The following is a 16,201-nucleotide window of genomic DNA, read 5'->3' as shown; positions in this document are numbered from 1 at the left end:
AACTTTTTTAGCGTTTCTATGCGCTTAATTGTAGCTGATTTTTTTAGATTATAAATCCTTCCAATGGGTATATTCGCCTTTATTGAAGGGCTTAGGTATAATGAATGGTCAGATGCGTGTGGATATACCATGCATAAATGTTAGTTTCTTTGAGAGAATACATGCTTAAGTATCTTTTTCGTTTAATCGTTAGCCTATTTTTTATTTGGGCATTGAGTTACCCATTTATAGAAAAATCGGATCCAGTTATTGAGGACGAAACAACCTCAATCAAGCCACCAGTCAAAAAGAAAGAAAAGCCATTACATAATGTTAAACTTCCTGACTTTGATGGTTTTAGTGATGTAAAAGAAAAAAAACATGCTTTTTTTAACTTTATTCGGCCGCATGTTGAGGCTGAAAATAAAAAAATTCTGCAGCAGCGGGCAACGTTGGAGATTGCATTGATGATGATGCAATACGATGAACCATTAAGTCGCACGCAAACCAAGCAAGTTAAAACGATTTTAAATAGCTATAAATTACCAGAAACGATTGATAGTTTGTCTTTGCGTAAGGCATTAAACCGAGTTGATATTATTCCTAAAGAGTTAGCGCTGATGCAAGCGGCCAACGAATCAGCATGGGGGACGTCTCGGTTTGCTCGAATAGGTTTAAACTTTTTTGGTCAGTGGTGTTATAGCAAGGGCTGCGGTATGGTGCCTAATCGTCGAAATACCGGTGCAGATCATGAGGTGGCGGCATTTAAATCTGTGCGCGCAGCCGTGACTTCTTATTTTAAGAATATTAATACTCATGCCGCCTATAAACACTTACGTAGTATCCGCGCCGATTTACGTTTACAAGAAAAGCCAATTTCAGCGACTAAACTAAGCTACGGATTAACCTCATACTCTGAGCGTGGTGAGGCGTATATCGAAGAATTAAATCAAATGATCAACCAAAATAGAGCCTACTTTGATGAATAACCCAGTACGTAGTATCAGTCATATTATGGCAGCTGCCGTTGTACTAATAGCAACGTTTACTGTGCAAGCAAAAGAGTTTGTGGTCTCCTATGATGGCTTTTATGATCGTTTAAAAGTCGTCAATAAAGGTGATTTTCAATTTGCTCAGGTCAATTTTTACATCACCGACATTGCTAGTAATGATGAATGTTTAATTAAAACCGGGCGCATTATTACTGAGCGAGAGGAGTTTCCACTTAATTATACTGAGCATGCTCAGCTTTTACTTCCTTTTGATAAACAACTTGATACAAATAAAGCTGTGGTGGTTATCGAGCCTCAGAACGAAAATCACGATTGCCAGTTAAAACTGCAAATTGAAGCGCGTGAGTTTAATAATAGTAATTTGAATAAACACCAGTTGTATCAGCTTAATAATGAGTTTGATGAATTATTATCGGATCTGTCGGGTTTTTTTGTTAGCAAACTGATGAGCTTTTTATTGCCTGAACAACAAGGTGTAGTGCTGACTTTTGCAGAGCCAGTCACTATTGCCGATCCTGCTTTGGATTGCCAAGGGGCAATTTGTCATGTCAGAGTTACTGAGCAGTGGGAAGACGATAAAACAGCATTTGCTGTGTCGGTGCCATTACTAAAAGTAACGCCATGGATAGCTAAGTAGTAAAAAACAGTTCAGCAAGCGTTGTTAACAGCAGCGCTTGATTTATGTTATTACTAATCAATGCCTATGAATAACCTTGTTTTTAGGCAATTAAGTTACACGCAGCCCAAAGCACGTTAAAATACAGTCATTATAGATTTAAAATAATTCCTTAGATATGAATAAAACCCATGTGATTGAATGCCTGCGTTTTGCTTTAGAAGCGCAACTTACTACCGCGCAGGCTGCTGCAAAGACAGCCCATGACACCGCCACTCATGAAGAAAATATTGCTGAAAATAAATACGATACATTAGGCCTAGAAGCTGCCTATTTGGCACAAGGGCAAGCACAGCGTGTGAATGACTGCCATTTGAGTATTATCGAGTTTGAAAAGGCATTTAAAATCGCTGTATCAAGTAAAGTTACCATTGGTTCGCTGGTCTGTATCTGCGATGAAGACGAAAATCTAAAATGGTATTTTTTAGGACCACTTTCTGGTGGTTTAAGCATTAAAATAAAAGACACCACAGTGTATGTTCTCACACCACTGTCACCATTAGGTCAATTACTGATGGATAAGCAACAAGGTGATGAGTTTAGTTTTACAATAGCAAATAAATCCACGTTATTAGAAATTGTTTCAATAAGTTAGTGGTGCTGAAAGGCGCTTTAACCAGCTTTATTAGACCTTACTGTGGTTGATTAAATTTACTTATCTTAACGCTAAAAATTACTCGTTGGTAAGGTAGCGAAAAACCCTTTATAAATCACCTGTAGATTAAGCAGTAGCTGAATCTAAAGCACCCATCCTGTTAAGTACACCAGTAGCACAACAATGACTTAGCAGTATGGGTGTTTCTATTTACATTCACTCTTATATTTGTATTTTGACTTATTTTAGGAAAAGTCGTGTTTAAAACCTTGATTGTGGTTGATAACAACGAGCAGGCACTTGCTCATTCATTCGAAAACGTAATTACCTTCAACACTTACTTACGAGATTACCCAAAGCATAATGAGCCAAAAACGCGCATTATTAATCTATGCGACTCAAGCCAATACTTGAGTAAAGGCTATTATTGCTCATTACTTGCTGAGGCACGTAAACATCAGGTATTACCAAGTGTAAAAACGATTAATGCGCTACGTTGTGGCCAAACTTTAATGCTTAATGTTGGTCATCTTGATGATGCCTTATATTTTGGGCACGCAGTAAATGAATTACAAAACAAAGCGGCAAAAATGGTATTTAAACAATACCCAGCGCCTATTTTATTTGTAGATGAAGCTGGGTTGTTACAGCAAGGTTCATTGGCGTCGCTTAATGCTCAGCAGCATCAAGACTTTGTTGCTAAATTAACTGAGTTTACGCAAACACAGTGGCGTATAAGTAGTACGCAAAAACGTTACCGCTGGGATATGGCTATTTTAGTTGATCACAATGAAAAAGTACCACCAAGCGATAAAGATGCAATAGCCCGTTTTATCAAAGCGGCAGCTAAACATGGTATCTATGCTCAAGCGCTAAGCTTTGACGAAATAGATAATATCGCTCAGTTTGATGCGCTATTTATTCGTCAAACAACTGCAATTGACCACCCAACTTATCGTCTGGCAAGTAAGGCGCAGAGCCTAGGATTAGTGGTGATTGATGATGCTGAGTCTATTTTACGCTGTTGTAATAAAGTGTATTTGCATGATGCGTTTAATTATCAAAAAGTACCGAGCTTAAAAACCGTAGTAGTAGCTGATCAAAGTGATGAAACCATCAGTCAGCTTGAAGAGGCATTTACTTATCCACTAGTGCTTAAAATGCCGGAAGGGTCGTTTTCAAAAGGTGTCTACAAAGTAACTGATCGCAATGAGCTGGCAGCAAAATTGGCTGAGCTATTTGAATTTAGCGCTTTAGTTCTAGCCCAAGAATATATGTACACAGAATACGATTGGCGAGTAGGGGTACTAAATGGTCGTGCTATCTATGCATGCCGTTATTTAATGGCTCGCAATCATTGGCAAATTTATAATCATGATGCAAAACGGTTTTTCTCTGGTGGTTTTGAAACACTGCCTACTTTTGAGTTGCCAAAAGCAGTTTTAGATGCGGCATTAAAAGCATGTAAAACTGTAGGCAAAGGGCTCTATGGTGTGGATGTTAAAGAACACCAAGGCCGTGCATATGTGCTTGAAGTAAACGATAACCCAAGTATTGACCATAAAGTAGAAGATGGTTACTTAGGTGATGAACTCTATATGATCATTATGGAAGAATTTAAACAACGCCTCGAAGCACGAGGCCGGAGTTAATGACCGAGCATAGTGTGGCAGTTCGCGCTGCCACAGATAGCGATTTAAAAGCGTTACTTGAGATAGAGCAGCAAAGTTTTAATCAAGATAGATTGAGTGCGCGTAGCTTGAAGCGCTGGATTGCAGCCAAACATGGTATTTTAATGGTTGCAGAGTTAGATCAACAGATACTCGGCTATGGCTTAGTGTGGTGTCATAAAGGCACTCGTTTAGCACGTTTATATTCGCTAGCAGTTGCACCAAATGCACAAGGCAAAGGCATTGCTCAGCAGCTTTTGAAAGCACTAGAAAGAGCAACGGCTGAACGCGGGCGGTTATTTATGCGTCTTGAAGTGGCGGTAAATAATAAAGCTGCAATCGCACTTTATGAAAAGCTTGGCTATCGGGTATTTGGGCAATACAGTGACTATTATGATGATCATAGTGATGCCTTGCGGATGCAAAAAAACATTCGTAAAACTAATGAGCTTGAGTTTTCGCGTGTAACGCCTTGGTATCAACAAACAACCGAATTTACTTGCGGGCCAGCGGCATTACTAATGGCAATGTCATCAATAAAAAAAGCGATTATTTCACAAGTGAATGAGCTTGATATTTGGCGTGAAGCAACCACTATTTTTATGACCTCAGGTCATGGCGGTTGTCATCCATTAGGACTTGCTTTAGCTGCCAATAAACGCGGTTTTACAGCCGATGTGATTATTAATACACGTGATACATTGTTTGTTGATGGCGTAAGAAGTGACAAGAAGAAAGCGATTTTACATACGGTTCATAATCAATTTGTGGTTGAGGCAATTAATCACAAACTAGATGTGAAGTATCAAGACTTAACCCTTGAGCACATAGAGCGCTGGTTAGCAGCAAAAATGGCCGTGGTGCTATTGATCAGTACGTATCGCTTTGATGGTAAAAAGTCACCGCATTGGGTGTGTGTAACGCATTTAGATGAGCATTGTTTATATGTTCATGACCCTTTTTGTGAAAGCGATAAACAGCTGGCGATTGATTGTCAACACGTACCCATCGCTAAGAGTGACTTTTTAAAAATGGCCAGTTTCGGTAGTTCTCGTTTGAGTACGGCACTGGCTATACACATGCAGTAATTTTAGGATTTTGAGTGACTTTTTTTGAATTAGTAGATATCGCCCCCTATTCGTGGTCGGCAATAGGCAGTGCTGCATTTTGTGGCGCTTTGATTGGTATGGAACGCCAGTTACGGGGCAAACCAGTAGGAATAAGAACCTCAGTGCTGATTATATTAGGTACTTATTTGTTTTTAGCCACGGCGTTTATGCTCCATGGTGATGTGATTGACCACTCGCGCGTGGTTGGTCAAATTATTACTGGCATCGGCTTTTTAGGTGCTGGAGTTATGCTCGCTAAAGATGGTGCTGTGGTTGGGGTAACATCGGCGGCAACTATCTGGGTTTTGGCATCTATTGGTGTAGTGATTGCAACCGATAATTTATTGGCAGCTATTAAACTATCCATTTTAGTGGTGGGTATTTTATATGGTGTAGATGTCCTTGAAGCTAAGTTTAAAAGCTTAAGTAAAGGTGTACACGCTAAAGTTAAAAGTTATCACAAACGATACTATCGAAAAGAAATTAACGAGTCAGAACGCCACTAAGAGTGGCGTTTTTATGTTGATAAAGTAATGCTTTGATAGCTCAATGCATCTTCAATAGGAGCAGGGCGGCCAATAAAGTAACCTTGCACATTATCAACATTTAATTTTCTTAATGCGTTAAGCTCTGCTTGCGTTTCAATGCCTTCGGCAACAATCGTACAGTCTATTGCTTTAGCAAAGCCACACAGTGCCTTGGCCAGTAAAAACTTCCGATTGTCTTTATTTATATTTTGCGTAAGGCTGATATCTAATTTAATAATGTCGGCTTCTAGTTCTAAAATATGTTGAAACGACGAAAAGCCAGCACCTACATCATCAATAGCCAAACGTAGCCCTTTTTTTCGCAGTGGCGCTAATGCAGCTCGCATTACTGTATAGTCTGATATTGGTGAATGTTCAGTTATTTCTAATACCAACCTTGAACAATCGGCTCCTTGCAGAGTATATTCAAGTGCACCCGAGAGTATATGGGATGGTGAACAATTAATGGCGATATAAGTGGTATCATTAAATTGCGCAATATAGGCGAGGCTGTTTTTTATTGCCAGCATTTCCAGAGATTCATCTAGGCCCACATCTGTTGCCTCTTTAAACCAGAGATCAGGTGTTTTATAAGGTTTGGTAAAAAAGCGTGACAGTGATTCAAAGCCCGCAATTTTATTACTAAATAGATTAAAAATAGGCTGAAAATAAATACTTATATTGTTGCTTGCAATAACCTCTTCAATTGCTAATTTGGTTTGGCCATGCAATGCAGTGTTATGCAGGTTTTTTTCAATTAATCCAGTTGCAATTTCAGAGATCATCTTTAAAAAAGACAAGTCCCGCTCGTTTAAGCTTTCATCATGATGCGATTTGTAACAACAAAATGTACCATATAATTTACCATTTGAAAGATTGATAGGCACACCAATATAAGCGCCTATGTTTAACTTGTCGGTTACTGGCATTATTTGAGTAATTGGATTTGTTTTTGAATTGGTAATAATAGGGCTAAGCTGTTTCTCACTGATTTTATGGCAATATGTTTCATTAATAGGATCGGAATTGCCCACTTTAACCGTTTTATTTGCTGATGGATTATCGACAACTTTGAAAACGCGCTCATCGTTAATAAACTCTGAAATAAAAGCAACATCCATATTTAAATGTTTGCGCACCAATCCCAGCAAATTTGTCAATTTAGCATCGATTGTTGAATTATCTTTTTGATCCAAAAGCACATCGCTAAAATTTGCCGTCATGGCGCCTCCATGTAATTTTTAGCACTTTTAATGCTATTACTATAATTTATATAGATATAAACGTCTAATTAGCGTTTGATTTTATTTGCTGCTTAGTTCGGTTTTCTCTATCTATGATCGAGGGACTAGCTCGTTTAAAGATTTACAGTCCAGCGCGATTAAATCGGTCGTTAGTTGCCTAGCAAGTCCGACATCTAGATGGTCCTTGTCGTACGCTTATCGTAATAATAAGAGTAAGCCTATGCTTTTGTTATTTTAGCGTTTGAGTAGGTATACTAATTGGGGAAGTTAAGATTTGTAAAAAATATTAATCTGACTACGCTAATAACCAGTGATTATTTATTTAGGTGTTGTTTAATGGAATCGAGTTGGCAAATAATACAGTGGAATGGGCCGAAAAGAGTTGCATTACTGCTGTTTGCTTTCTTTTTTACAATACCGGTAGTGGCCAAACCAAGCTATCGTGTTGTGATATTAGTCGATGATAGTTATCCCCCATATTCTTACCTTAAAGACGGTGAGTTAGTGGGCTTATATGTTGATGTAGTTCGTCAAGCTGCCGATTTGATCAGTGAAAAATATATTATAGAGTTGCAACCAGTACCGTGGAAGCGCGGTGTTGACGCACTTAGACGAGGAGAGGACTTTGCCTTACTACCTCCTTATAAAAATGTGCAAGGACGCAGTTTTATTTGGCCTTACTCAGAGCCGCTACATGAAGAAGTAATACAAGCTTTTTGTAATCCAAACTCAAGCTTACTCAAGATTGAAAACACAGAATATCCATTAAAGCCGATTAATGTTGGTATCAATGCAGGGTATCTTTTATTCGATCAAGCATTGAACACTGCCCTGGAGCAAAACAAAATAAAAATATGGGAAAACAAAGATACATTATCAAATATTTTGAAGCTGGCTAAAAATAGAATCGACTGTTATATCAATGACAAGTGGGCCATCTTATCAGGTATTAAAGCACTTAAGCAAAGCCATCCATTTGTTGATTTGAGTCAACTTCAGCAAGACAGAATTATTTTCAAGCGAACTGCTCACATTGGTTATTTGAAAGCACCATCAGAAAAATTTCCATTTAAGGATGACTTTATTAAAGAAATGGACGCAGCATTAAAGTTAGTATTTGAAAGGCGTACTCAAATCGACAGCGATGATAAATGATGCGCGTTAAACGTCGATACTGATGTTTAACCCGCACTGTATATTTTGCTATCTAAAAGGTTTAACTGTTTAAAAATAACACCCCGCAACTTATTAACCAAATAACTTTCTTCTAACCACTTTTCGATACTCGCTAGGCGTTTGCGAGAGCACTTTCTTAAACACGCGGGTTAAATGACCTTGATCATTGTAACCCACCTCTAAAGCAACCTCCTGAATTGATAAGTTAGATGATGCAAGTAGCTCTTTGGCTGTTTGTACGCGTAATTGCTGCCAATATTCAATGGGGCTTTGGTTGGTCGCAATGCGAAAACGGCGGGTAAAAGAGCGGTAACTCAAACTAAATAGTTGAGCGACCTCTGTTAAACTTTGTTCTGTGGTTAAGTTGTTTTTTAACCAAAATTGAATTTGCGCGATGAGTTCATCTGGATGCCGATCAACGGCGCCTTCAAGGTAGCGCTGATCTTCGTAAGGTTTCCTAATTTCGTGAGAAAAGTTGCGCTCAACATGCTGAGCGGCGGCCTGTCCGTAGTATTGGCTAATAATATGCACGATCACATCTGCTAAGGCATTTAGACTTGCCACACTGTATAAGCGCTCAGATTGAGTGATAAAAAAATCAGGCTTGAGCAGTACTTGTGGGTAGTCGCGTTTAAATTGTTCTGCATAATGCCAATGAGTGGTAGCGGGGTGACCATTTAATAACTTAGCTTCAGCGACTAAGCAATTGCCAGTACCCACGCCAATGATTGAGCTACCCGTTTGCCAGCTGCTGGCAAGCCACTGAACTAACCCAGAGTTTGCTCTGACAACAGGGCGAGGATTGCGCCAAATACCGGGCACAATAATCAAGTCACTGTAAGGTGCTGTGCCGTAAGTGTGATCCGGTAATATTGCTAAGCCGCTGCGATTTTTGATAGGTTCGCTGTCCTCAGCGATTAAATTAATCGTTAATGGCCGAAAAATTTTGCTGTTTAGATGCCCCTTGGCGTACGCCTCACCGGCTCTGAGCATTTCAATTGGCAAGGTGACACTGGTGATCAATAAGTGCTGGTATACCAAAATACTTATTTGCAAAGGGCTAAGTACCAAGTTGTTGTCCATTTAATTGCTCCGACCAGTTTGATTTGGCCTCATAGGCTCATTATTTGGCTATTTAAGCACAATGTTGATAATTAAATCCATCTAAACTGCAAGCTTCTCCTATAACACGTTTTCTCAAGGTAAATTATGACAGCATTACCCGTTATTATCGGCATGGGTGGAATTAACGCCGCAGGCCGTACTTCTTTTCATCAAGGTTATCGTCGTATCGTGTTAAATAACTTAGATACTCAAGCCCGGCAAGAAACATTTTTAGGCCTCGCCACGTTAATGAATTTAGTGAGTCTTGTGAATGGGCAACTGCAAGATTTAAAAGGCAATACTGTTGAGCAAAGCGACATAGAAGCACGCTTTGGTGAGCAAATTATTGCCGGTACGTTAATTCGCAAAATTGAAAAAGAGCATTTTGATGTCGATGCAACACCATGGCAGCAAAAAATGACGTTAACCGCGTCAGATGAAAGCGCCATTGTGTTTGAAACACGTCGTCGAGATTTACCTTCGCCGGTCCCTACAAGTTGGCAAGTAGAAGAGCTTGAAAATAAAAAAGTAAAAGTAACCATTGCGGCTCAGTTTGATATTAAACATGATTCTACTCGCGATAATCCGATTAAATCGGCTGGGCAACTACCAACAGGGTTTGATCCATCTATTATGTACAACAGTCGCTACCAGCCACGTGGTTTACAAGCCACTATTTTTGCTGCTACTGACGCGATTAAATCAACCGGACTTGATTGGCAACACATTATGAATAGTGTTGAGCCTGATAAAATTGGCACTTATTCAGCGTCGGTTATTGGTCAAATGGATGACAAGGGCTTAGGTGGTTTAGTAAAAGCGCGCCAGCAAGGTGATCGCGTCAGCACCAAGCAGTTAGCGCTTGGCTTAAATACAATGTCGACCGATTTTATTAATGCCTATGTGACGGGCAATGTAGGCACTACGTTTTCAACTTCAGGCGCGTGTGCAACATTTTTATATAACTTGCGCGCTGCAGTAAACGATATACAAGCAGGGCGTACACGTGTTGCTATTGTGGCAAGTGTTGAATGCGCAATTACCCCTGAAGTTGTTGAAGGCTTTGGTAATATGAGTGCGCTGGCGAATATTGAAGGTTTACGACGCTTGGATAACTTAAGCAATGATGATGAGCCTGATTATCGTAAAAGTAGCCGCCCATTTGGCGAAAATTGTGGCTTTACTTTAGGTGAAGGCGCACAAGTAGCGATTCTAATGGATGATGCGTTAGCACTGGAGTTGGGGGCAGACATTCTAGGCTGCGTGCCTGATGTATTTGTAAATGCTGATGGCGTTAAAAAATCAATTACATCACCGGGACCGGGTAATTATATAACCATGGCGAAGTCGGCGGCATTAGCCACGAGCTTATTAGGTAAAGAAGCATTACAACAACGTAGCTTTATTTTAGCGCATGGTTCAAGCACACCGCAAAACCGCGTAACAGAGTCATTAATTTATCATAAGGTGGCACAAACGTTTGCCATTGATAATTGGAAAGTAGCAGCACCAAAAGCGTATGTAGGGCACACAATTGCGCCAGCTAGTGGCGACCAATTAGCGATGGCGCTGGGTGTATTTGCACATAATATTATGCCGGGTATTACCACCATAGATAAAGTGGCCAAGGATGTGCATAACCAGTATTTAGATATTCGTACTGAGCATTATCAATGCGAAGACATGGATATTGCTTTTATTAATTCAAAAGGCTTTGGCGGAAATAATGCCACCGCCACTGTTTTGTCACCCATGGTGACCATGAAAATGTTAGCAAAACGCCATGGTAGTGCGGTGATGGATGCATATGCATTGAGCAATCAAACCGTTACAGCTGCTCAGACTAATTATCAGCAACAAGCTGACTTAGGACAATATGAGCTAATCTATCGCTTTGGTGATGGCATGATTGATGAAGATGAAATTGTCATTTCTGATACCGACATGCATATTCCCGGTTTTGATAAAGCCATTGCATTTAGTAAAACGAATCCTTATCAAGATATGTTTTAAGCACATTATTCTTGAGTGGCAAGGCGCTTTTATAGCGCCTTTTTTAATGCGTGAAAATTAGCCCTATAAAATTTTTAAATTGTCATTGGCTGCATTTTTTTGTTGAATCACCGCAGTTTACGCGATCTGTCATTTATCCTTGTTATAATTTCAAGCTATTAAAGAGGCCAACGTTTGAGAGTCCTATGATCGCCAGTTTATTATTGTTAAGTGCCAGTGTTACATTAGATAGCCATTTACCGCCATTGTTGCCATGGCAAGGTCAAAGTTTGGCACTGATACAACAAAAAGGCCCATTAACCACTGATTTCGAACTAAGCGAAGGGCTAAAGTCACCAAATTATCAGCAAACTATGGCCTTTGTAGATCGTCTTGTTGCAGCAAACCCTACCCAATTCCAAGTGCAAACTATTGCACATAGTGCCAGTGGCCGTGCGATCAACATGATGGTAGCAAGCGAAGATGGTGCATTTACACCTTCGCAGTTAATGCAAAACGCCAAGCCGACTATTTTTATTCAAGCGGGAATTCATGCCGGCGAAATTGACGGTAAAGATGCGATGTTTATGTTGCTACGCGATATTGCAACCGGTAAACGTCGAGATATTTTAAGCCAAGTGAACATCTTATTTATTCCTATTTTAAATGTTGATGGCCATGAGCGTAGTAGTCAGTTTAATCGCATAAACCAGCGTGGGCCAGTTGAAATGGGCTTTAGAACCAATGCTAATAATTTAAATTTAAATCGTGATTTCACCAAACTAGATACGCCGGAAGTACGTGGTGTATTAAAGGTGATCAAGCAGTTTAACCCAGATTTATATATCGATGTGCATGTGACTGACGGTGCAGATTATCAATACGATGTAACTTACGGGTACAACCCCGTATTTGCCAGTGAATCGCCAAGTGTGTCAGATGCGCTCAATAATTATTTTAAACCTATCATCGACACAAAACTACAAGAGCAAGGCCATATACCTGGGCCGCTGGTATTTGTAATGGATAAGCGCGAGTTTAAAAAAGGCTTAGCGGGCTGGGTTGCCACGCCTCGTTATTCGAATGGTTGGGGGGATTTAAGATCGTTACCCACAATTCTTGTCGAAAATCATTCATTAAAACCGTATAAACAACGTGTACTTGGCACCTATGTATTTTTAGATGGGGCTATTTCAGCATTGGCGCAACATCATCAACAATTAACCGAAGCGGTTGAAAAAGAACGTACTTTTGTGCCAAGCCAGCTTATTGTTGAACGCGGTTATGCAAAAGAGCCAAACACTATCGCATTTGCAGGGATCAAGTATTCGCGCAGTAAAAGCGCCTTGAGTGGCCAGATGGAAGTAAAGTATTTAGGCGAAAAACAGCACTATGATGCGTTGCCCATTTACTGGCAGAAGGACGCAAAAACCGTGATCACCGTACCAAGTACATTTTATATTCCACCTGCGTATCCACACATTGTCGAAAAACTCAAATTACATGGTATTACAGTAGAAAACGTGAGCAGTGATGAGCTGGTAACTAATTTAAAAGTCGCGGTAGTAACAAAGCATGAATTTGATAAAGCACCGTTTGAAGGACGCTTTCGAGTAAACGCAGATTTTGATTTTGTTGATGTACCAGAAAAGTCTTTGACCGGTTGGTATAAAGTTGAAACTGCTCAACCTTTCGGTGAGTTAGTTGCCCATCTTTTACACCCCAAAGCACCGGATTCATTTTTTGCGTGGGGTGAGTTTAATACGATTTTTCAACGTACTGAGTACATGGAAAACTATGCATTAGCGCCGTATGCTCGCCATATGCTCAAAGATAAACCGGCACTTGCACTTGAGTTTGATAAAAAAATTCGTGAGGATGCCGCTTTTGCTAAAGATGCACAAGCACGATTAAACTGGCTCTATGAGCATACGCCATTTTATGATCAAGCTTATTTAAAGTATCCTGTGCTGATGACATTTGACACTAAACCGCAAATAAAGAATTAACATATGGAAATAATTACCGTACCGGTGACCGCTTTTGCACAAAATTGCCGAGTGGTTATTTGTAAACAAACACGCCACGCAGCGGTTATCGACCCGGGTGGCGACGCTGATAAAATCATTACTGAGCTTGCCAAGCATCAGTTAAGCTTGCAGTGTATTTTACTCACCCATGGCCATCTTGATCATGTCGGTGCGGCAAAAGTACTTGCTGAGCATTTTTCTGTTGATATTGTCGGGCCACAAAAAGACGAATTGTTTTGGTTTGATGCATTACCTATGCAAGCGCAAATGTTTGGCTTTGCACCAATTGCGCCTTTTCATCCTCAGCATTGGTTAAGTCATGGCGATACGTTTACATTGGGTCAATTGCGATTTGACATTCGTCATTGTCCGGGCCACACGCCTGGGCATATTGTATTTTATGAAGCAACACATCAGTTAGTGATAGTGGGTGATGTTATTTTTAAAGGCTCAGTAGGGCGTACAGACTTCCCTAAAGGGGATGCCCAGCAGTTACTTGACTCGATTAAAAATCAAATTTTGACACTGCCTGATGAAACGCGAATTCTATCTGGGCATGGACCTGACACTAAAGTGCTGACTGAGCGCATATCGAATCCATTTATAAGTGGTAAATTTGGTTAGTTGCGCATAATAAATGCATAAAAGTACAAGACTCAACCTATAAACCAATGTATAATTTAACCAATTTAGTAAAATAAATAAGAAATAAAATGTCTCTAAATCATGTTGACCGCCAAATTTTGGCACTGTTACAGCAAGATGCAAGTCTTTCGACCGCTGATATTGCTGATAAAGTCGGTTTATCTCAATCACCTTGTTGGCGTCGTATTGCTAAGCTTGAGCAAGATGGTTACATCAAAGGCAAAGTTGCCTTATTGGATGAGAAAAAGCTCGGCTTTGATATGCTAGTGTACGCTCATGTTCGTTTATCAAATCATGGCCGTACAAATTTAGCTGAGTTTGAACGACTTATCCTAAGTTATGATGAAGTAACAGAATGTTACAGTATGGCTGGCACTATGGACTTTATGTTGCGGATCATTTCTAAAGGCATTGAAGGCTATGAACAGTTTGTTCGTGATAATTTATTGAATCTTGAATTTGTTCAAGAAGTTCACTCAAACGTCACTATGACTTGTGTCAAACGCAGTACATCGCTGCCACTTTAATCGTATTTAATCATGCTAGCGCTATAAAGGCGTTAGCTTGTTCCTCTTACTGCAATTGTTAACCTTAGCTTAATTTGTTAGAATTCAGCGCTTTTTTGATCCCACACCCCGAAGAGGAATTCAATGTTTAACTTATTAAGCAAGGCGCCGAGCTCTGCTAAAAACGATATCTTATCAGGTATAACGGTTGCCCTAGCGCTCGTTCCTGAAGCTGTTGCATTTGCGTTTGTTGCAAATGTAGAGCCTTTAGTTGGTTTATATGCAGCATTTATTGTTGGCTTGATCACCGCTATTTTTGGCGGCCGCCCAGGTATGATCTCCGGTGCAACCGGTGCACTTGCCGTTGTTATGGTAAGTTTAGTGCTAGATCATGGGGTTGAGTATCTCTTCGCGACTGTATTACTGATGGGGATACTGCAAATACTAGCAGGGGTGTTTAAGCTCGGTAAGTTTATTCGTATGGTTCCGCATCCGGTGATGCTCGGGTTTGTAAATGGTTTAGCGATTGTTATCTTCTTAGCGCAACTAGGGCAATTTAAGGTGTCCGATGGTCAAGGTGGCATGCAGTGGATGACCGGCACGCCGATGATGATCATGCTAGGATTAGTCGCCTTAACGATGGCTATTATTCACTTTTTGCCAAAGTTGACTACAGCTGTGCCATCAACATTAGTCGCTATTGTTACTGTAACCGCCATTGTTATCGGATTTGATTTAGAAGCGCGTACAGTACTTGATTTCTTAAAAGATATGACCGGTGACAGTGCGGCAACTATTGCTGGTGGTTTACCACAATTTCACATTCCAATGGTGCCATTTACCTTTGAAACACTGAAAATTATTTTACCTTATGCACTTATTTTAGCGGCAATTGGTTTGATTGAATCATTATTAACCCTTAGCCTAATTGATGAAATCACAGAAACCCGTGGTCACAGCAATAAAGAATGCATTGGTCAAGGCGCTGCAAACGTTACCTGTGGTTTCTTTGGTGCGATGGGGGGCTGCGCGATGATTGGTCAATCAATGATCAACATTAACTCAGGTGGTCGTTCGCGTTTATCTGGTATTACAGCAGCATTAATGCTCCTAGCATTCATTATTTTTGCCGCCAGTTTGATTGAAATGGTGCCGCTGGCAGCATTGGTTGGCGTGATGTTTATGGTGGTATTAGGCACCTTTGAATGGGCGAGTTTCAAAATGATGAAACGCGTCCCAAAATCAGATGCTTTTGTCATTGTATTAGTATCGGGTGTAACGGTGATAACTGACTTAGCAATTGCAGTATGTGTGGGTGTGATTGTGTCAGCCTTAGTATTTGCATGGCAACATGCTAAACATATTTTTACTACAAACTACATTGATGAAGAAGGTTCTAAAGTCTACGAACTACACGGCCCATTATTTTTTGGCTCAGTGAAAAAGTTCGCGGAGTTGTTTGATGTGAAAAATGACCCTAAAGACGTTATCATCGAATTTAAATACAGCCGAGTGGCAGATCACAGTGCCATTGAAGCAATTGATACTTTAGCTGATAAATACACCAAGGCAGGTAAGCAGTTGCATTTACGCCACTTGAGCCCAGACTGTATACAGTTATTACATAAAGCGCGCGACTTAGTCGAAGTTAATGTAATAGAAGATCCAACTTATAAAGTTGCTTCAGACAAACTTGCTTAAACGAGACGTTTGATAAAAAAGCGAAGGCACTGCCTTCGCTTTTTTGTTGCTATCGAACAAATCATTGGCTGAAACCGTAGATGACATTAAAATTTATTTAAGTCACATAAAAACCAGTGCTCGGTGAGTCAATTATTGAGACTAAGCTCGACTAGTGCAGCTAGTGCCTGTATAATTCGCGGCCTCTTTATACCGTCTTATTGCCTGTATTAACTTTTCCTTATTCAGCGAACA

General features: G+C 40.1%; 14 protein-coding genes. 12 read left to right on the top strand and 2 right to left on the bottom strand.

What is annotated here, in order from left to right; genetic code table 11:
• Positions 1 to 161 precede the first annotated feature (161 nt).
• From FW757_RS08620 to FW757_RS08595, 6 genes are all read left to right on the top strand, one after another.
• Positions 162 to 968: a glucosaminidase domain-containing protein gene (locus FW757_RS08620; RefSeq protein ID WP_182760899.1), complete on the top strand. Its 807-nt coding sequence runs from the start codon at positions 162 to 164 to the stop codon at positions 966 to 968.
• Positions 961 to 1,629: a DUF2987 domain-containing protein gene (locus FW757_RS08615; RefSeq protein ID WP_182760900.1), complete on the top strand. Its 669-nt coding sequence runs from the start codon at positions 961 to 963 to the stop codon at positions 1,627 to 1,629. The genes FW757_RS08620 and FW757_RS08615 overlap by 8 nt, the downstream gene beginning before the upstream one ends.
• Before the next feature lie 157 nt (positions 1,630 to 1,786).
• A complete protein-coding gene (locus FW757_RS08610) occupies positions 1,787 to 2,263 on the top strand; it encodes a GreA/GreB family elongation factor (protein WP_149982529.1) in 477 nt (158 codons plus the stop codon).
• A gap of 257 nt (positions 2,264 to 2,520) precedes the next feature.
• The gene (locus tag FW757_RS08605) at positions 2,521 to 3,915 is read left to right on the top strand and encodes a RimK family protein (protein WP_182767642.1); all 1,395 of its coding nucleotides are present in this window, start codon (positions 2,521 to 2,523) and stop codon (positions 3,913 to 3,915) included.
• Positions 3,915 to 5,021, top strand: a complete 1,107-nt coding sequence (gene rimI / locus FW757_RS08600) for a ribosomal protein S18-alanine N-acetyltransferase (RefSeq protein ID WP_149982527.1) — start codon at positions 3,915 to 3,917, stop codon at positions 5,019 to 5,021. Before FW757_RS08605 ends, rimI begins: the two co-directional genes overlap by 1 nt.
• Positions 5,022 to 5,035: 14 nt before the next feature.
• Positions 5,036 to 5,548 carry an MgtC/SapB family protein gene (locus FW757_RS08595; protein WP_145233140.1) on the top strand — a complete coding sequence of 171 codons (513 nt, stop codon included), beginning with the start codon at positions 5,036 to 5,038 and terminating at the stop codon, positions 5,546 to 5,548.
• An 11-nt stretch (positions 5,549 to 5,559) separates the two neighbouring features.
• Here the strand turns inward: FW757_RS08595 and FW757_RS08590 are convergent, their stop codons facing one another.
• The gene (locus tag FW757_RS08590; RefSeq protein ID WP_446441106.1) at positions 5,560 to 6,792 is read right to left on the bottom strand and encodes a sensor domain-containing phosphodiesterase; all 1,233 of its coding nucleotides are present in this window, start codon (positions 6,790 to 6,792) and stop codon (positions 5,560 to 5,562) included.
• 357 nt (positions 6,793 to 7,149) lie between these two features.
• On the opposite strand from FW757_RS08590, the gene FW757_RS08585 reads away from it, so the two are divergent.
• On the top strand, positions 7,150 to 7,968 hold the full coding sequence (locus FW757_RS08585) for a substrate-binding periplasmic protein (protein ID WP_182783576.1): 819 nt from the start codon (positions 7,150 to 7,152) through the stop codon (positions 7,966 to 7,968).
• A gap of 93 nt (positions 7,969 to 8,061) precedes the next feature.
• Here the strand turns inward: FW757_RS08585 and FW757_RS08580 are convergent, their stop codons facing one another.
• Positions 8,062 to 9,072, bottom strand: a complete 1,011-nt coding sequence (locus FW757_RS08580; protein WP_182717418.1) for a GlxA family transcriptional regulator — start codon at positions 9,070 to 9,072, stop codon at positions 8,062 to 8,064.
• Between the two features lie 126 nt (positions 9,073 to 9,198).
• On the opposite strand from FW757_RS08580, the gene FW757_RS08575 reads away from it, so the two are divergent.
• The 5 genes from FW757_RS08575 (at position 9,199) to FW757_RS08555 (ending at position 15,967) form a co-directional block, all read left to right on the top strand.
• Positions 9,199 to 11,106 carry a beta-ketoacyl synthase gene (locus tag FW757_RS08575; protein WP_182739617.1) on the top strand — a complete coding sequence of 636 codons (1,908 nt, stop codon included), beginning with the start codon at positions 9,199 to 9,201 and terminating at the stop codon, positions 11,104 to 11,106.
• 185 nt (positions 11,107 to 11,291) lie between these two features.
• Positions 11,292 to 13,094 (top strand): M14 family metallopeptidase, encoded by a 1,803-nt coding sequence (locus FW757_RS08570; protein ID WP_182794023.1) that lies wholly within the window; start codon positions 11,292 to 11,294, stop codon positions 13,092 to 13,094.
• Between the two features lie 3 nt (positions 13,095 to 13,097).
• The gene (locus FW757_RS08565; RefSeq protein ID WP_145233146.1) at positions 13,098 to 13,739 is read left to right on the top strand and encodes an MBL fold metallo-hydrolase; all 642 of its coding nucleotides are present in this window, start codon (positions 13,098 to 13,100) and stop codon (positions 13,737 to 13,739) included.
• A gap of 89 nt (positions 13,740 to 13,828) precedes the next feature.
• Positions 13,829 to 14,287, top strand: a complete 459-nt coding sequence (locus FW757_RS08560) for an Lrp/AsnC family transcriptional regulator (RefSeq protein ID WP_016707271.1) — start codon at positions 13,829 to 13,831, stop codon at positions 14,285 to 14,287.
• A gap of 123 nt (positions 14,288 to 14,410) precedes the next feature.
• A complete protein-coding gene (locus FW757_RS08555; RefSeq protein ID WP_145233147.1) occupies positions 14,411 to 15,967 on the top strand; it encodes a SulP family inorganic anion transporter in 1,557 nt (518 codons plus the stop codon).
• Positions 15,968 to 16,201 lie beyond the last annotated feature (234 nt).

It is taken from the genome of Pseudoalteromonas sp. 1181_04 (assembly GCF_052850545.1).
Note: the sequence above shows the minus strand (reverse complement) of the source record. Positions and strands in the feature narration are given on the sequence as shown.